Raw genomic sequence first — 15,291 nt, 5'->3', positions numbered from 1 at the left:
TCACAAATAATCGTATTTTTACGCTGGAGAAAATTTAAATCTCACATGAGCTTATTTAATCTTTTAAGATTTAAGCGAAAATTAGAAGTTTTTAGTTTTTGTAGAAGTCATTTTTGAGTTGCATAGCTAGTCTACGGAAGGAAAAAAAGACAAATACAGGGTTGAAAACAACAATTTTTAAGCAAATTGAAAAAGTTTAAATAAGTTCTATAATTAAACCAAATCATTTAATGGGTAAAATCATTGCAATTGCCAATCAAAAAGGAGGCGTTGGTAAAACAACAACTTCTGTCAACTTAGCAGCTTCTTTAGGTGTATTAGAAAAGAAAGTCTTACTTATAGACGCAGATCCTCAAGCCAACGCTACATCTGGTCTAGGGATTGATGTAGAACAAGTTGAAGTTGGAACCTACCAATTACTAGAACATACAGCAACAGCAGAGCAATGTATCATTGCAGCAGATTCTCCAAATGTAGATATCATACCTGCACATATTGATCTCGTTGCCATAGAAATAGAACTTGTAGATAAAGAAGATCGTGAGTATATGCTTAAAAAAGCAATAGCTCACTTAAAAACATCTTATGATTACATTTTAATAGATTGTGCTCCTTCTCTTGGATTACTAACATTAAATGCTTTAACTGCAGCAGATGCTGTTATTATTCCAATTCAATGTGAATATTTTGCATTAGAAGGTTTAGGTAAATTATTAAACACAGTAAAGAGCGTTCAAAAAATACATAATAAAGATCTAGACATCGAAGGCTTGCTATTAACAATGTTTGATTCTCGTTTACGTTTATCTAATCAAGTGGTAGAAGAAGTACAAAAGCATTTTAGCGATATGGTTTTTGAAACCATCATACAAAGAAATGTGAGATTGGGTGAAGCGCCTAGTTATGGAGAAAGTATTATAAAATATGATGTAAGTAGTAAAGGTGCAACCAATTATTTAAGTTTAGCTAAAGAAATTATAAATAAAAACGCATAATGGCGAAGGCAACAAAAAAACAAGCACTTGGTAGAGGTTTATCAGCATTGTTGAAAGACCCTTCTAATGATATACAATCTGCTCAAGATAAAAACGCTGATACTATTATTGGCAACATCGTTGAATTAGATTTGGATGCTATTGAAATAAATCCGTTTCAACCAAGAACTAATTTTAATGAAGAAACGCTAAGAGAATTAGCCTCTTCAATTAAAGAACTTGGAGTTATTCAACCAATTACTGTACGAAAATTAGATTTCAATAAATTTCAATTAGTCTCTGGTGAGCGACGTTTTAGAGCATCAAAACTCATTGGTTTAACTACAATTCCTGCATATATTAGAATTGCTAATGACCAAGAGTCGTTAGAAATGGCATTGGTAGAAAATATTCAACGTCAAGATTTAGATCCTATTGAAATAGCCTTGTCATATCAACGTTTAATTGATGAAATAGCGCTTACTCAAGAACAAATGAGTGAACGCGTTGGTAAAAAACGATCAACAATTGCTAATTATTTACGTTTATTAAAGTTAGATCCTATTATACAAACTGGAATGCGTGATGGTTTTATCTCTATGGGTCATGGTCGTGCTATGATTAATATAGAAAATCAAAATGATCAATTAGACATCTACGAGAAAATTATTACAGATAAATTATCGGTTAGAGCAACTGAAGCATTAGTTAAGAATTACAACAATCCTTCAACTAAAAAAACTACCGAATCCCAACAACTGCCTAAATTTGTTAAAAAAGGCATAAAAGAATTTTCAGAATACTTTGGCCACAAAATTAACGTTAAAGTGTCAAAGAATGGCAAAGGACAAATTACGATTCCGTTTCATTCTGAAGAAGATTTTAATCGTATAAAAAAACTAGTTCAAAGTGCTAAATAAATTAGTCTATACCAGTCTTTTCTTTCTCCTTTTCAGTACTATAACATTTGCACAAGATGATAAAAAAGCTGACGAAGTAGACACAGGTTTAATGGTCGTTCAAGACTCTATTTCAATGAAGAAAAGAGCACCTTTAGATGTACTAGCACCTTCAAAAGCAGCCTTCTACTCTGCTGTGCTTCCTGGTTTAGGTCAAGCTTACAATAAAAAATATTGGAAAATTCCATTGGTTTATGCTGCCATTGGTATTCCGGTTTATCTCTATATCCAAAATGATAGAGACCTCAATTTATATAGAGATGCTTATAAAAGACGTTTAGCTGGATTTGATGATGATCAATTTCAAAACATATCTGAAGATGGACTCATTAGAGCACAGCAAACATTACGTCGTAACAAAGAACTAGCATTATTGGTTGCCATAGGAATGTACGCGTTAAACATTATTGATGCTAATGTAGATGCACATTTACTCCAATTTAATGTTGATGAAGACCTATCTTTTCGACCACATTTTAAGTACAACCAAATGGAAAATAACACCAATTTAGGCTTAACGCTTAATTTCAAATTCTAAAGTATGAGAATTGCATTGTTAGGCTACGGAAAAATGGGTAAAGCTATTGAAACCATTGCGTTAGAACGTGGTCATAGTATTATGCTAAAAGTATCAAGTGCTTCGGAAAGTATCGAACTCCAAAATTGTGATGTTGCTATAGATTTTAGTCTGCCAACATCGGCTGTTGCTAATATTTCAAAATGTTTAGAGCAAAATGTTCCGGTAATTTCTGGAACGACAGGTTGGTTGGACGATTATGAAAAGATTGTATCGCTTTGCGAATCTAAAAAAGGCACATTTTTGTATGCTTCAAATTTCAGTTTAGGTGTCAACATTTTTTTTGAACTCAATAAGACGTTGGCAAAATTAATGGCTAAACTGCCAGATTATAAAGTTTCCGTAGAAGAAATTCATCATACGCAAAAACTAGATGCACCTAGCGGAACAGCTATTACACTCGCAAATGGAATAATTGACGCATCTAATTATGAAAAATGGACTTTAGATACGCCAAACCAAAATGAGATTGGTATTTTTGCAAAACGTATTGAAAATGTTCCAGGAACTCATGAGATAAATTATGACTCTGAAGTTGATAGCATTCAAATTAAACATACAGCACATAGCAGACAAGGTTTTGCTTTAGGCGCTGTAATTGCTGCAGAATATGTACATGATAAAAAAGGTGTTTACACCATGAAAGATGTATTAAGTATAAATGATTAATGTAGATTGATTAATGATGAATAATTTAAAAGAGCGCACAAAAACATTTGCTCATAATTGTATTAAATTGTCATTAGAATTTCCGAATTCATACTTAGGTAATCATATAAAAGGTCAATTAATTAGATGCTCAACATCTGTCGCTGCAAATTACAGAGCTGCTTGTTTAGCACAATCAAAAAATAGCTTCATTGCAAAAATTAGTATCGTTGTTGAAGAGGTAGATGAAAGTCATTTCTGGATAGAATTTGCAATTACTGAACAATTAATAAGTGGAATCAATTGTAATTCTATGTTAAAAGAAGCAGACGAACTTACAAGAATTTTCATTTCCTCAAGAAAAACAGCTAAATTGGGCTCCAATAATTAATCAATAATCATTCAACATTAATCAATCACAAATATGTCAATTACACAATGGTTAATCTTTATTCTAGTTATCCAAATCATTCACGGACTTGGGACTTGGAAACTATACGTTAAAGCTGGACGTCAAGCTTGGGAAGCTTTTATTCCTGTATATAACGCTGTGATATTAATGAAAATCATTTGTCGACCTTGGTGGTGGACTATCCTACTCTTTGTACCAATTGTGAACTTAATTATGTTACCAGTTGTTTGGGTTGAAACCGCTAGAAGTTTTGGCAAAAATCAATATTTAGATACGTTTTTAGCAGTTATTACTTTAGGTTTCTATAATTTTTATCTCAATTATGCTACAGATGTTGAATATATCAAAGATAGAGACATAAACCCTAAATCGAGTTCTGGTGACTGGACGAGTTCTATTTTGTTTGCAATTGTTGCAGCAACTATTGTTCACACATATTTTATTCAACCGTTTACAATACCAAGTTCGTCTTTAGAAAAATCTTTACTAGTTGGTGATTTCTTATTTGTAAGTAAGTTTCATTATGGAGCAAGAATCCCAATGACAACGGTTGCAACTCCTATGGTTCATGATACAATTCCTGGATTAAATGTTAAATCTTACTTATTTGACGATAATTTTGAAGAACGTAAAACCTCATGGAAAAACAAATTACAGTTGCCATACATGAGAATTCCTGGATTTGAAGATATTGAACGTAATGATATTGTGGTTTTTAATCAACCAGCAGATACACTTCTGGATATGAATAAATTTTCTCCAGATCGAAATTACTACAAACCAATTGATAAGAAAACAAATCTAGTTAAGCGTTGTGTAGGTGTTCCTGGAGATTCATTAGAGGTTAGAAATGGATATGTTTACATCAACGGAAAACTAAATGAATTACCAGATCGTGCTAAACTTCAATTTGCTTACCAAGTAGAATTAAAAGGCACCTATAGTAGTGAACAAATTTATGGAGGTTTTAAGCGTTACGATATTACAGATGTATATCCAACGTCACAAAACTCACTTATCATTGAAGCTACAGTAGAAGCTGCAGCTCAAGCTAAAAATCATCCAAATGTTGCTAGTATAACCAGAAGTGAAACACCTAAAGGGATAGATCACAAAGCACTATTTCCTAGAGCTGCTGGATATGATTGGAGTTATGACAATTTTGGACCTATTTATATTCCGAAGAAAGGAGAAACCATACAATTAACTATGGAAGTGCTTCCACTCTACAAACGACTTATTGGCGAATACGAAAGAAATAATATCGTTACCAGAGGTAATCAAATCATTATTAACGATCAACCAGCAACATCATATACCTTTAAACAAGATTATTATTGGATGATGGGAGACAATAGAAACAACTCTATTGATGCTCGTGCTTGGGGTTATGTACCGTTTGATCATGTTGTAGGTAAACCTGTATTTATTTGGATGAGTTGGGATGGTCTTAAAAATCCGCGTTGGGAACGTTGGTTCACCACAGTTGGTGGATCTGGAAATCCTGTGTCTTATTTAATTCCGTTTTTAGTCTTATTGGCTGCTTGGTTTGGATTTAATGCATGGAGAAAGAAAAAGAAAGCTTAATTAGATTTTTCTTAAATTTATATTGAACTAGAAGACTATCGATACTTAAAATTTCGAATGTTTCTAAATGTCAATTATGCCACTAATTCTCTCTAAAAATTATAATTATGAAAACTAATTTATCTGATGTCAAAGCGATCTTAGAAAGCTACGCAAGTAATTCTAATCTTTCTGAAACTGAAGTCGTTGATAAACTTAAAAACTATTATTTTAATAAGGAAGTCACTAAAAATTTGAACCTCTATAAAAAAGGAAAGAAAAAAGTTAGAGACATTACTAAAGACTTAAAAATCTCTCATCGTAAATTTTATGCTATTTTAGAAAGTAAAAACATAGCACATAAAAAATATAACAAAGAGAATAAACAAGTAGACCAGGACAGCTAACGCTATAATGCAACAAATCTAAAAGTGAATAGCGTACTTCATCCAACATATTTCCCAAATGTAGCACACTTTGTCGCTATGCTAAACGCAAATCATATTGTATTTGAAGTTTGTGATAACTATCAAAAACAAACCTATCGTAATCGTGCATCCATTTATGGAGCTAATGGAAGACTAGATTTAAATGTTCCTGTGATTTACTCTCAAAAAAACAGACAACTCTACAAAGACGTAAAAATTTTTAATACTGAAAACTGGCAAACCCAACACTTAAAATCTTTAGAGTCTGCTTATCGTACGTCACCATTTTATGAGTTTTACATTGACGACTTGATGCCTTTATTTACTTCGGAATTCGATACCATCATGGCATTCAACTTTAAATGTCTTGAGCTAGTTTTTGAATGTATGCAACTTCCGTTTGAGTATTCAACAACTACAACTTTTGAATTAGAACCAAAAAATAGTTTAGATGCTAGACCATTGTCAAATAGCAGAAAAGAAATTCCGCAGCACTTCAAATCATACGCTCAAGTATTTGATGACAAACATGGGTTTTTATCCAATCTAAGTATTTTAGACCTCTTATTTAACGAAGGTCCAAATACAGAGTTATATCTTAAATCTCAACCCCTAAACCTGTAATGTTGCAACCAATCCTCCATTACGGAATTCATTTTCTAGTCCCAATTCTGGTTGCTTATCTTTTCTTTAGAAAAAACTGGAAAATTGCTGCATTAATTATGTTATCGGCAATTATAATCGACTTAGATCATTTGCTAGCCAACCCAATTTTTGATCCAACACGTTGCAGTATAAATTTTCATCCACTTCACACCTATTATGCCATTGGTGTTTATGTTGTTTTGACAATTATAAAAAAAACAAGGGTTGTTGGATTAGGATTATTGATCCATATGTTGGCAGATTGGGTAGATTGTTTATTGATGTAAAAATAAGTATTCAGTCGCAGTCGCAGTTTTCAGCTCTTACTCTTGTGTTAGTTGTTTATGGAATACTTTTTTCTCGCAAAGGCACAAAGACGCAAAGTTTACTCAAGTGTGATTAATTTTTCCTTCAGAAATATTAATTTTTAAATAGATACTAAATATTTGAAATTAAGTGTTTCGTGTTCGCTTTTTCTTGAAATTGATTTTGAGTTATAAAATTTCAGAAGAATAACAAAATAGTTCATTTCCGTAAGAGTGAGCTTTGTGACTCTGCGCCTTTGCGACTTTGCGAGAAAATTAAAACTAGTGTAAATACTGAAAACTTTACACTGTTTACTACTTTACCTTCACCTTAGCCATCACAGGATAATGATCACTATACTTGACATCAAATGTCTTAAAGGCATTAATCTCAAAAGCATCATCAACTAAAACAAAATCAATACGCACAGGAAAAAACTTAAAGTCAAAAGTTCTTCCAAAACCATTTCCTGCTTGTTTAAACGCATCTTTCATGTCTCCTTTTATTTCTTTGTACACATAAGAATAGGCTGTATTATTGAAGTCGCCAGAGATGATTGTTTTATAAGGCGATTTATTTTTGTGAGCTAAAAACTGTTCGGTTTGCGACTGTTGCATTTTAAAAGTTGAGCTCACACGTTTGAATAAGTTTTCAGAGTTTTCTTTTGATAATTTCTCAACCGTTGGATCAATTCCAGACGATTGTAAATGCACATTATATATACGTAAAGTATCTACACCTTTAACAACATCTACAAAAATGGCGTTGTTTGACGTATGCGGAAATTCTATGGATCCAGAGTTTATAATCGGAAACTTGGTGTATATCGCTTGTCCATTTTTCACTTTATTTCCTGAAAGTTCGATATACTTATAAGGGAAGATTCGAAGGTTAACATCATGATCAGTTCTATATTCTTGCATGCAAAGAATATCTGGATTTTTCTCTGAAATAAATTTAGATATGTTTTCTTTTAGATTTGGATCTTTAATCCAATCAAACACATTAAATAAGCGTACGTTATAATTCATCACAGAGATGTTTTCATTATCATCCACATTTTTTGAAGAAGACAACTTATAAAGCGAAAACACATAGCTATAGCCTAAAGCCAAAACTACAAGAGAAACTAATAATTGCTTTTTCACTTTAAGCAACCAATACACTACAAATAAAATATTAACGATTATTAAAAACGGAACTGCAAGACTAAGAACAGATAAAAATGCGAATTTTTTAGGCTCAACATATGGTAAGATATAAGACAAGAGCAATGCAAAGGCAACCAACGAATTGATAACAAATATGAATTTCTCGTAAAGCTTAAGCTTTCTCATATATTTTAATTCTTTCCAGCTTTAAATAAAAATGCTTTTTCCTCTTTTGTTAAACTTTCGTAACCACTTTTACTTATTTTATCTAGAATAAGATCTATTTTCTTTTGATTATTAAACTCGTTGAATTCTTCTTTATTGTGACCTGCAATTGTATTTTTCTTACTTCTATGTACTGTTTTTAGTGGTGATTTCTTACTAAATAGATTCGTAATACTATCCATAAACTTACCAAAACCAGTACCTATATCATTACCTTTTAGTAATTGTGTTGCGTAGAGATAACCTATTAAACTTCCACCTAAATGAGCAACTTTACCTCCTTGATTAGCTCCAAATAAACCAATCACATCAAAAATAACTATGGCTACTCCAATGTGCCAGAGTTTTATAGAGATCAAAAAGAACCTCGTTTCTCGATTTGGCATATAAGCACATAAAAAAATTAATAAGGCATTGACACCTGCAGATGCTCCAACCAAAGAACCAACAGTTAATGACATTGAATTAGGCAATACATTATAGACTAATAAAAAAGATAACCCTCCAGCTAAAATCCCTAAGAAATAGATAGACAAGGACTGTTTTGACGGAAACAAATTAACCATACTTCGTGATACAAAATACAAGACCACCATATTAAATAACAGATGGAAAAAATCGTAATGTGTAAATCCGTAGGTAAATAAAGTCCAAGGTTTGACTATAAAATCAGAAAGTTCTTTTGGCAACTCCAACCAAGATAAGGTGTATGATCTCGGAATTTTGCGAATTACTTGTATCAACCATCCAATAATAAAAATCAAGACATTAACAGCCATGATTTTTTCAAAAACATTTAGATTTTTGAGTTTGTCTTTTACGTCGTTATTTAATGAGGTCATCTATCCCAACGATTTTTATTAAACTGTGTTTTTTTCCAATACCACATGATAAGGAAACCTGTAATTGCTCCACCAACGTGAGCCATATAAGCTGTATTACTAGGACTAAAGAATGATTGTCCTGTTAACGCAGAAATAATATCAAGTATTATAATACCAGGAATAAAGTACTTTGCTTTTATTGGTATAGGTAAAAATATCAACATCAACTTAGCTTCAGGGTTCATCATCCCAAAAGCAGCTAAAATTCCCATGATACAACCGGAAGCGCCAACCATACTTGCATTATAGGCTGTATAAGCATGTTGTGCTGCACTCATTTGTGAACTAGTCAACTCACCTACTACTTTATTGGTTTTCAACATTTCCATCACTTGACCATCAGTAAGTCCAGAAGCTATTAACTCTGAGTATGAAGGGAAATAATTGAAATAATAATAGCCTAACTGAAATAACATTGCTCCTAATCCAGCAGAGATGTACAAAAATAAAAATTTCTTTGAGCCCAATTGGGTTTCAACTGCTGTACCAAACATCCATAACGCAAACATATTAAACAAAATATGAGTTGGACCTCCATGCATAAACATATGAGTTATAATCTGCCAAGGCTTAAATAAAACATTCTCTGGAAAGTATAAGGCAAACCATTCATAAAACAATTGCCCTCCTCCAACGGTAAGTGTACCAATAAACATTACAACATTTATAATAATCAAATGTTTTACTGTATCTGTTATACCTCTAATCATAATTTATATAAATTTTTTATCAAAGTCATCAACACTCATTGTTATAAACGTGACTTTATTAGTAGGAGAAACTGTTGGTTCTTTACAAGCAAACAAACTATTTACCAAATGTTCTTGTTCTAATCGCGATAAGCTTTGACCTGTTTTTATAGCCAAACTCTTAGCCATTGATTTTGCTAACAAATCTGTAGCACTAAAATGACTATCTGGCACTTCTTGTTCTACATCGCTTATGAGTTGTTCTAAAATAATTGAGACTTCACTTTCAGGCACATTAATTGGGACTCCTGTGATTTCAATGTTGCCTTCGGAAAATGATAAAAACACAAAACCTGTATGTTCTAAATCTTCCTTTAAATTTTGAAGTATATCCATTTCAGAAGCTGTAAACTCCAAACGCAATGGAAACAAAAGCTGCTGACTTACAGACTCTTTAACCGTTAAATGTTTAAGTAACCCTTCATATAGAACTCGTTGATGCGAACGATGTTGATCTAGTATCATCATACCAGATTTTATAGTACTAATAATGTATTTGTTGTGTAATTGATACGTGGTTTGTTTGTTTTCTACGTGCTTATCACCATTAAACAAAGAAGCGTTTTCGGGCTGACTTTCAAACTGAACTTCACTAAAATCGTTATCAGTTTTTGTACCTTTAGATTCTAATCCTACATACAAACTTTCCCATTGTTTCGCTGGTTCTTTTCTGTAATTTGAAGATGAACCTGATCCACTAGACTTGCTCTGAGTTACTGTTCTATCTTCTTGAAAAGGATTAAATGTACGATCAACCTCTACAGTTGGTGTTGACGCTCGTTTATTTTCATAATTATAAGGCGTATCTAAGTTTCTATCGCGATCAAAGTCTAAAACTGGTGCAATATTAAATTGACCTAAACTATGTTTTACAGCAGAACGCAAAATAGCATATAATGTATGCTCATCATCAAACTTAATTTCGGTTTTAGTAGGATGAATATTGATATCAATGCTTTTTGGATCAACCGTGAGATTTAAAAAATAACTAGGATGACTACCATCTTTCATTAAACCTTCAAAAGCTGAGTTTATAGCATGATTGAGATACGGACTTTTTATAAACCGATTATTGACAAAGAAAAATTGTTCGGTTCTAGTGCGTTTGGCGAACTCTGGTTTGCCCACAAATCCGGAGATTTTTAAGACTTCAGTTTCTTCTTCAACAGGAACCAGTTTCTCGTTGGTTTTATTTCCGAAGATATTAACTACGCGCTGTCTGTAATTACTTTTTGGAAGATTAAAACTCTCGCTGCCATTGTGATACATTAAGAATTCAATATCTGGATGTGCAAGAGCGACACGATGAAACTCATCGACAATATGTCTAAGCTCAACGTTATTAGATTTTAAAAAATTACGTCGTGCAGGAATATTAAAAAATAAGTGTTTCACGCAAAGCGAAGTTCCTGTTGGTGTAACAGTTACTTCCTGATTTTTGATCTCGCTACCTTCAATTTCTATGATTGTACCTAGCTCGTCTTGATCTTGTTTGGTTTTTAATTCTACGTGAGCAATGGCTGCTATACTTGCTAAAGCCTCACCTCTAAACCCTTTGGTGTTGAGACTGAATAAATCTTCTGCAGAACGTATTTTAGACGTTGCATGACGCTCAAAACTCAATCGAGCATCTGTAACACTCATACCTTTACCATTATCGATAACTTGGATAAGTGTTTTACCAGAATCTTTAATAATTAATTTAATAGAGTTTGCGCCTGCATCAATAGAATTTTCTAGTAATTCTTTTACAACTGATGCTGGTCGTTGTACAACTTCACCTGCTGCAATTTGGTTTGCAACATGATCTGGTAACAATTGAATAATGTCTGCCATTAGCGTTTAAGGGAGAATATTGATAAATCGAAATCTATGATAAATAAAAAAACTAGAATTAAAGCAGCTATGATGTATAAAATACGACGATTTGCGCCAGTTTTGTCACCATTGTATTTATAATCATCAATAGCATTACCGAATTTATTTTTTAATCCGTTGTTATTTCCAACGGTTACTCGATACTCATCAAACTTGTGTTTTAATTCAAAAGGACTGCCTTCACCTTTGTAATAACGTGGTTGATAATCAAATTTCTTGTTTTTTCTTTTGCCTAAAATTCCCATAATCTACGTTGTTTGATAATGCGTTAAAAGATACCATAATGCAATTATCATTCCTAAAAAAACTATCAATAAAGGTAGTGAAATAATACGTCTATTTTTAAGTTTCCCTTGGCGTTTAACAGATTGCCATTGTGTTTTAAGCTCTTCATCTTCATTAAGAGATGATTTTTCATTTCTTGGAATGTAATTAAAACCTCTACTTTTTCGTTGCTTAAATAAACTCACTGTTTTACACGTCTTAGTATATCAAAAGTACAGAATTTACTAGGAAAACAGGTGCTTTGAATGCTAAAAATTGTTAACATTTTGCTGACTCTTACTCTTTGGAGTTTACAGTCGCAGTCGCAGTTTTCAGTATCTCACTCGCATGGCAATTGTTGTGTTGTACATATTCGGAATAAAAATGCTCTCGCAAAGTCGCAAAGACGCAAAGCTTACTCAGATATTATTAATTTTTCCTTCGGAAATATTAATAATCCAAAAGTTGCTAAACGATTTAATGAAAAAATAGTGATATGTTATTTTTTCTTATCATAAATGTGGTTTTTAAAATTTCCGAAGAATACAAAAATAGTGCATTACCATAAGGGTGGCTTTGCGTCTAGGCGACTTTGCGAGAAAAAAAAGATACGAGTAAACAGATAAGAGTAAGCACTGAAAACTTTGTAAAGCGCAAGAGAAAGAAACTAAAAACTGAAAACTGAGACTGAATACTACTTTCTACGCAAGTCTGCCATCTTAATAGCAGCAATACCAGCTTCGGTACCTTTATTACCATGCTTTCCTCCAGAACGATCAATAGATTGTTGCATCGTATTATCTGTAAGCACACAAAAAATCACTGGAGTATCTGTAGTGACATTTAAATCTTTAATGCCTTGTGTTACACCTTCGCAAACAAAATCAAAATGCTTTGTTTCGCCTTGAATCACACATCCAATAGCAATAACAGCATCGACATTTTGTTCGATCATTTTTTTACTTCCGTAGATCAACTCAAAACTTCCAGGAACATACCAAGTGATGATGTTTTCTGGTAATGCACCACAATCTTCTAAAGCATCTACTGCGCCTTTTAGGAGTCCGTTAGTGATGGTATCATTCCACTCAGAAACAACAATCCCAAACCGAAAGTTCTTCGCGTTTGGGATTGTGTTTTTATCGTAATGTGATAAATTATGATTTGCGGTTGCCATATTAGTTGCTAGCTTCTGCTCTACCTATAAAGATATCAATATTTTTTGCCTGATCTGAAGTCTCAAACTCAGATTTAATACGTTTGTAATATTCTAAAGCTTTTGCACTATTTCCTATAGATTGTGCAACGTTTGCAGCTTTTAAAAGATACATTGGTGTTGTATAATCATTAGTTGAAGCAGTAATTGCTTTTTCATAATATTCTAACGCTTCTGGTAATTGGTTTAATTGAACAAACGCATCACCCATTCCTCCTTTAGCAATTGGTCCAAGAACAGCATCATCTGTACTAAAATCACCTAAATACTTTACAGCATTCGTATAATCCTTAAGATTTAAGTAAGCCATACCAGCATAATAGTTTGCTAAATTTCCAGCAGGTGTAGAACCATATTGATCAACGATATCTGTTAAACCAAGTTTTCCACCAACACCATTAAGTGCTAAAGTGAATAAAGAATCTTTATTTGTACCAGCTATAGCTTCATCAAAAGATTTTTGAGCAGAGTACATTTCATTCATTGCTTCTTCAGCTTTTGGCTCAGCAATAAATTTCTTGTAACCTAAGTAACCAAGCATAATTAATGCAGCTAAACCAATGATAATAAAAATACCTTTTTGGTTCTTTGCAACAAAATCTTCAGCTTTGTTAGCACTTTCATCAAGTGTATTAAATACTTCTGCAGTTGTAGAATCTTGTTCTAAACCTTCAATTGTTTCAGCTTTCTCCTTGACAGCTTTTGGTTTATATCCTCTTTTCTTATATGTTGCCATAGTTCATTATTTGTGGCGCAAAAATAAAATTTTTATTGGGATTTAAAAGGTAAATTATTTGTTATTTTTACTTCCACGTATAATAATAGCGACCAAATACTCATATTCCCTTTTAAATTTATGATTTTAAACACGTTAAGCTTAGTTAATTATAAAAATTTCGAGCAACAAGATTTCGAATTTGATACTAAAATTAACTGTTTTGTTGGTTCTAATGGTGTTGGAAAAACAAATGCATTGGATGCAATCTATCATTTATCCTTCGGAAAAAGCTACTTCAACCCTATTGCATCTCAAAATATTAAGCATAACGAAGCCTTTTTTGTTGTGGACGGAATTTTCAATAAAAACGATAAAACCGAAAAAGTAGTTGTGTCTTTAAAACGCGGACAAAAGAAAGTCATAAAGCGTAACGGAAAAGCTTATGATAAGTTTAGTGATCATATTGGATTAATTCCATTAGTGATTATTTCTCCTGCAGATCGAGATTTAATTATTGAAGGTAGTGACACACGTCGAAAATTTATTGACAGTGTGATTTCACAAAGTGACAAACTCTATCTCAATAATTTAATTAATTACAATAAAATTTTAACGCAACGTAATGCCTTATTAAAATACTTTGCATTAAACAATACATTTAATGCGCAAACACTTGAAGTCTATAATGAACAATTAGATACCTACGGAAGCGCCATTTTTAAAACACGAGATGCTTTTCTAAAAACTTTTATTCCTATTTTTAAAGCACGTTATAAAGCGATTAGTAATGATAATGAAGACGTCAATTTAAATTATAAGAGTGATTTATTTGAAGCTGATTTAAAAACCCTACTTGCAAAAAATATTAATAAAGATAAAGTTATTCAATACACGAGTGTTGGGATTCATAAGGATGATCTAAATTTTGAAATTGAAACTTATCCTATCAAAAAATTTGGAAGCCAAGGTCAGCAAAAATCATTTTTAATTGCATTGAAGTTAGCACAATTTGATTTTATAAAACAACAAAATGGTGTGACTCCTCTCCTATTATTAGATGATATTTTTGATAAGTTGGATGAGAATCGGGTTGCTCAAATTATCAGTTTGGTAGACAATGATGATTTTGGTCAATTATTTATAAGTGATACACATGCAGAGCGTACAGAAAATGTGGTGAAGCAAATTCATCAGTCGTATAAAATTTTTAAATTATGAAAAAACTAGTTTTAGCTATTTTATTGTTTTCGGTTTTTAGCTGTTCCACAAATCCTAATGAATTTATTCCTCATATTTCAGGTTATTGGGAAATAGATGAAGTGACTTTAAGTGATGGCACAAAAAGAGACTATAATTTTAATGATATGATAGATTATATTGAAGTCTCTGATAGTTTGTCAGGTTTCCGAAGAAAACTAAAACCAAACTTATTTGGATCCTTTGAAACGTCTAAGAGTGAAGAAACTTTTAGTATAAAAATTGAAAACGACAGTCTCAATATTTATTATAAGACACCTTATGCAAATTGGAAGGAAACTGTTTTAAATGCCAATGAAACACAATTGGTAATTCTTAATAATACCAATAAAGATGTGTATATTTATAAACGTTATGAATCTTTAAATTTAGAATCAGAAACCAAATAATTCCAATTTCAGTAGATATAGTACAAACAAATAGATCTCCGATTA

Annotated in this window: 19 protein-coding genes; 11 read left to right on the top strand and 8 right to left on the bottom strand. The window is 32.2% G+C overall.

Annotated elements, in window-relative coordinates:
• The first annotated feature begins 230 nt into the window (after nucleotides 1-230).
• The 9 genes from WNY78_RS13435 to WNY78_RS13395 all read left to right on the top strand — a co-directional run bounded on the left by WNY78_RS13435 (nucleotide 231) and on the right by WNY78_RS13395 (nucleotide 6,496).
• Nucleotides 231-995, top strand: coding sequence for an AAA family ATPase (locus WNY78_RS13435; protein ID WP_342873724.1), 765 nt, complete (start codon nucleotides 231-233; stop codon nucleotides 993-995).
• Nucleotides 995-1,894 carry a ParB/RepB/Spo0J family partition protein gene (locus WNY78_RS13430; protein WP_342873723.1) on the top strand — a complete coding sequence of 300 codons (900 nt, stop codon included), beginning with the start codon at nucleotides 995-997 and terminating at the stop codon, nucleotides 1,892-1,894. The genes WNY78_RS13435 and WNY78_RS13430 overlap by 1 nt, the downstream gene beginning before the upstream one ends.
• A complete protein-coding gene (locus WNY78_RS13425) occupies nucleotides 1,884-2,471 on the top strand; it encodes a DUF5683 domain-containing protein (RefSeq protein ID WP_342873722.1) in 588 nt (195 codons plus the stop codon). Before WNY78_RS13430 ends, WNY78_RS13425 begins: the two co-directional genes overlap by 11 nt.
• A 3-nt stretch (nucleotides 2,472-2,474) precedes the next feature.
• Nucleotides 2,475-3,179, top strand: coding sequence for a 4-hydroxy-tetrahydrodipicolinate reductase (dapB, locus tag WNY78_RS13420; protein WP_342873721.1), 705 nt, complete (start codon nucleotides 2,475-2,477; stop codon nucleotides 3,177-3,179).
• 13 nt (nucleotides 3,180-3,192) lie between these two features.
• Nucleotides 3,193-3,549: a four helix bundle protein gene (locus WNY78_RS13415; RefSeq protein ID WP_342873720.1), complete on the top strand. Its 357-nt coding sequence runs from the start codon at nucleotides 3,193-3,195 to the stop codon at nucleotides 3,547-3,549.
• Nucleotides 3,550-3,582: 33 nt separating this feature from the next.
• Complete coding sequence (gene lepB / locus WNY78_RS13410; RefSeq protein WP_342873719.1) at nucleotides 3,583-5,157, top strand: signal peptidase I; 1,575 nt, start codon at nucleotides 3,583-3,585, stop codon at nucleotides 5,155-5,157.
• A gap of 107 nt (nucleotides 5,158-5,264) precedes the next feature.
• Nucleotides 5,265-5,543, top strand: coding sequence for a hypothetical protein (locus WNY78_RS13405; RefSeq protein ID WP_342873718.1), 279 nt, complete (start codon nucleotides 5,265-5,267; stop codon nucleotides 5,541-5,543).
• Between the two features lie 24 nt (nucleotides 5,544-5,567).
• Complete coding sequence (locus WNY78_RS13400) at nucleotides 5,568-6,188, top strand: WbqC family protein (protein WP_342873717.1); 621 nt, start codon at nucleotides 5,568-5,570, stop codon at nucleotides 6,186-6,188.
• Nucleotides 6,188-6,496: a DUF6122 family protein gene (locus WNY78_RS13395; RefSeq protein WP_342873716.1), complete on the top strand. Its 309-nt coding sequence runs from the start codon at nucleotides 6,188-6,190 to the stop codon at nucleotides 6,494-6,496. The genes WNY78_RS13400 and WNY78_RS13395 overlap by 1 nt, the downstream gene beginning before the upstream one ends.
• A gap of 333 nt (nucleotides 6,497-6,829) precedes the next feature.
• On the opposite strand, the gene WNY78_RS13390 is transcribed toward WNY78_RS13395, so the two are convergent.
• From WNY78_RS13390 to WNY78_RS13355, 8 genes are all read right to left on the bottom strand, one after another.
• Complete coding sequence (locus tag WNY78_RS13390) at nucleotides 6,830-7,852, bottom strand: endonuclease/exonuclease/phosphatase family protein (protein ID WP_342873715.1); 1,023 nt, start codon at nucleotides 7,850-7,852, stop codon at nucleotides 6,830-6,832.
• Between the two features lie 5 nt (nucleotides 7,853-7,857).
• Entirely contained in the window at nucleotides 7,858-8,733 is an 876-nt protein-coding gene (locus WNY78_RS13385) for a rhomboid family intramembrane serine protease (protein ID WP_342873714.1), read from the bottom strand.
• Nucleotides 8,730-9,485, bottom strand: a complete 756-nt coding sequence (locus WNY78_RS13380; protein WP_342873713.1) for a rhomboid family intramembrane serine protease — start codon at nucleotides 9,483-9,485, stop codon at nucleotides 8,730-8,732. The genes WNY78_RS13385 and WNY78_RS13380 overlap by 4 nt, the downstream gene beginning before the upstream one ends.
• 3 nt (nucleotides 9,486-9,488) lie before the next feature.
• Entirely contained in the window at nucleotides 9,489-11,360 is a 1,872-nt protein-coding gene (mutL, locus tag WNY78_RS13375; RefSeq protein WP_342873712.1) for a DNA mismatch repair endonuclease MutL, read from the bottom strand.
• On the bottom strand, nucleotides 11,360-11,647 hold the full coding sequence (locus tag WNY78_RS13370) for a riboflavin synthase subunit beta (protein ID WP_342873711.1): 288 nt from the start codon (nucleotides 11,645-11,647) through the stop codon (nucleotides 11,360-11,362). The genes mutL and WNY78_RS13370 overlap by 1 nt, the downstream gene beginning before the upstream one ends.
• Nucleotides 11,648-11,650: 3 nt before the next feature.
• On the bottom strand, nucleotides 11,651-11,872 hold the full coding sequence (locus tag WNY78_RS13365) for a hypothetical protein (RefSeq protein ID WP_342873710.1): 222 nt from the start codon (nucleotides 11,870-11,872) through the stop codon (nucleotides 11,651-11,653).
• A 488-nt stretch (nucleotides 11,873-12,360) separates the two neighbouring features.
• Nucleotides 12,361-12,843 (bottom strand): 6,7-dimethyl-8-ribityllumazine synthase, encoded by a 483-nt coding sequence (gene ribH / locus WNY78_RS13360; RefSeq protein WP_342873709.1) that lies wholly within the window; start codon nucleotides 12,841-12,843, stop codon nucleotides 12,361-12,363.
• Between the two features lies 1 nt (nucleotide 12,844).
• Entirely contained in the window at nucleotides 12,845-13,618 is a 774-nt protein-coding gene (locus tag WNY78_RS13355) for a tetratricopeptide repeat protein (RefSeq protein WP_342873708.1), read from the bottom strand.
• A gap of 120 nt (nucleotides 13,619-13,738) precedes the next feature.
• Here WNY78_RS13355 and recF point away from each other — a divergent pair, with 120 nt between their 5' ends.
• Both recF and WNY78_RS13345 read left to right on the top strand, forming a co-directional pair.
• Nucleotides 13,739-14,818: a DNA replication and repair protein RecF gene (gene recF, locus WNY78_RS13350; protein WP_342873707.1), complete on the top strand. Its 1,080-nt coding sequence runs from the start codon at nucleotides 13,739-13,741 to the stop codon at nucleotides 14,816-14,818.
• On the top strand, nucleotides 14,815-15,246 hold the full coding sequence (locus WNY78_RS13345; RefSeq protein ID WP_342873706.1) for a hypothetical protein: 432 nt from the start codon (nucleotides 14,815-14,817) through the stop codon (nucleotides 15,244-15,246). The genes recF and WNY78_RS13345 overlap by 4 nt, the downstream gene beginning before the upstream one ends.
• Nucleotides 15,247-15,291 lie beyond the last annotated feature (45 nt).

The organism is Psychroserpens sp. AS72 (genome assembly GCF_038900375.1).
Lineage (GTDB): Bacteria > Bacteroidota > Bacteroidia > Flavobacteriales > Flavobacteriaceae > Psychroserpens.
This window is presented reverse-complemented; position numbering and strand designations above follow the sequence as displayed.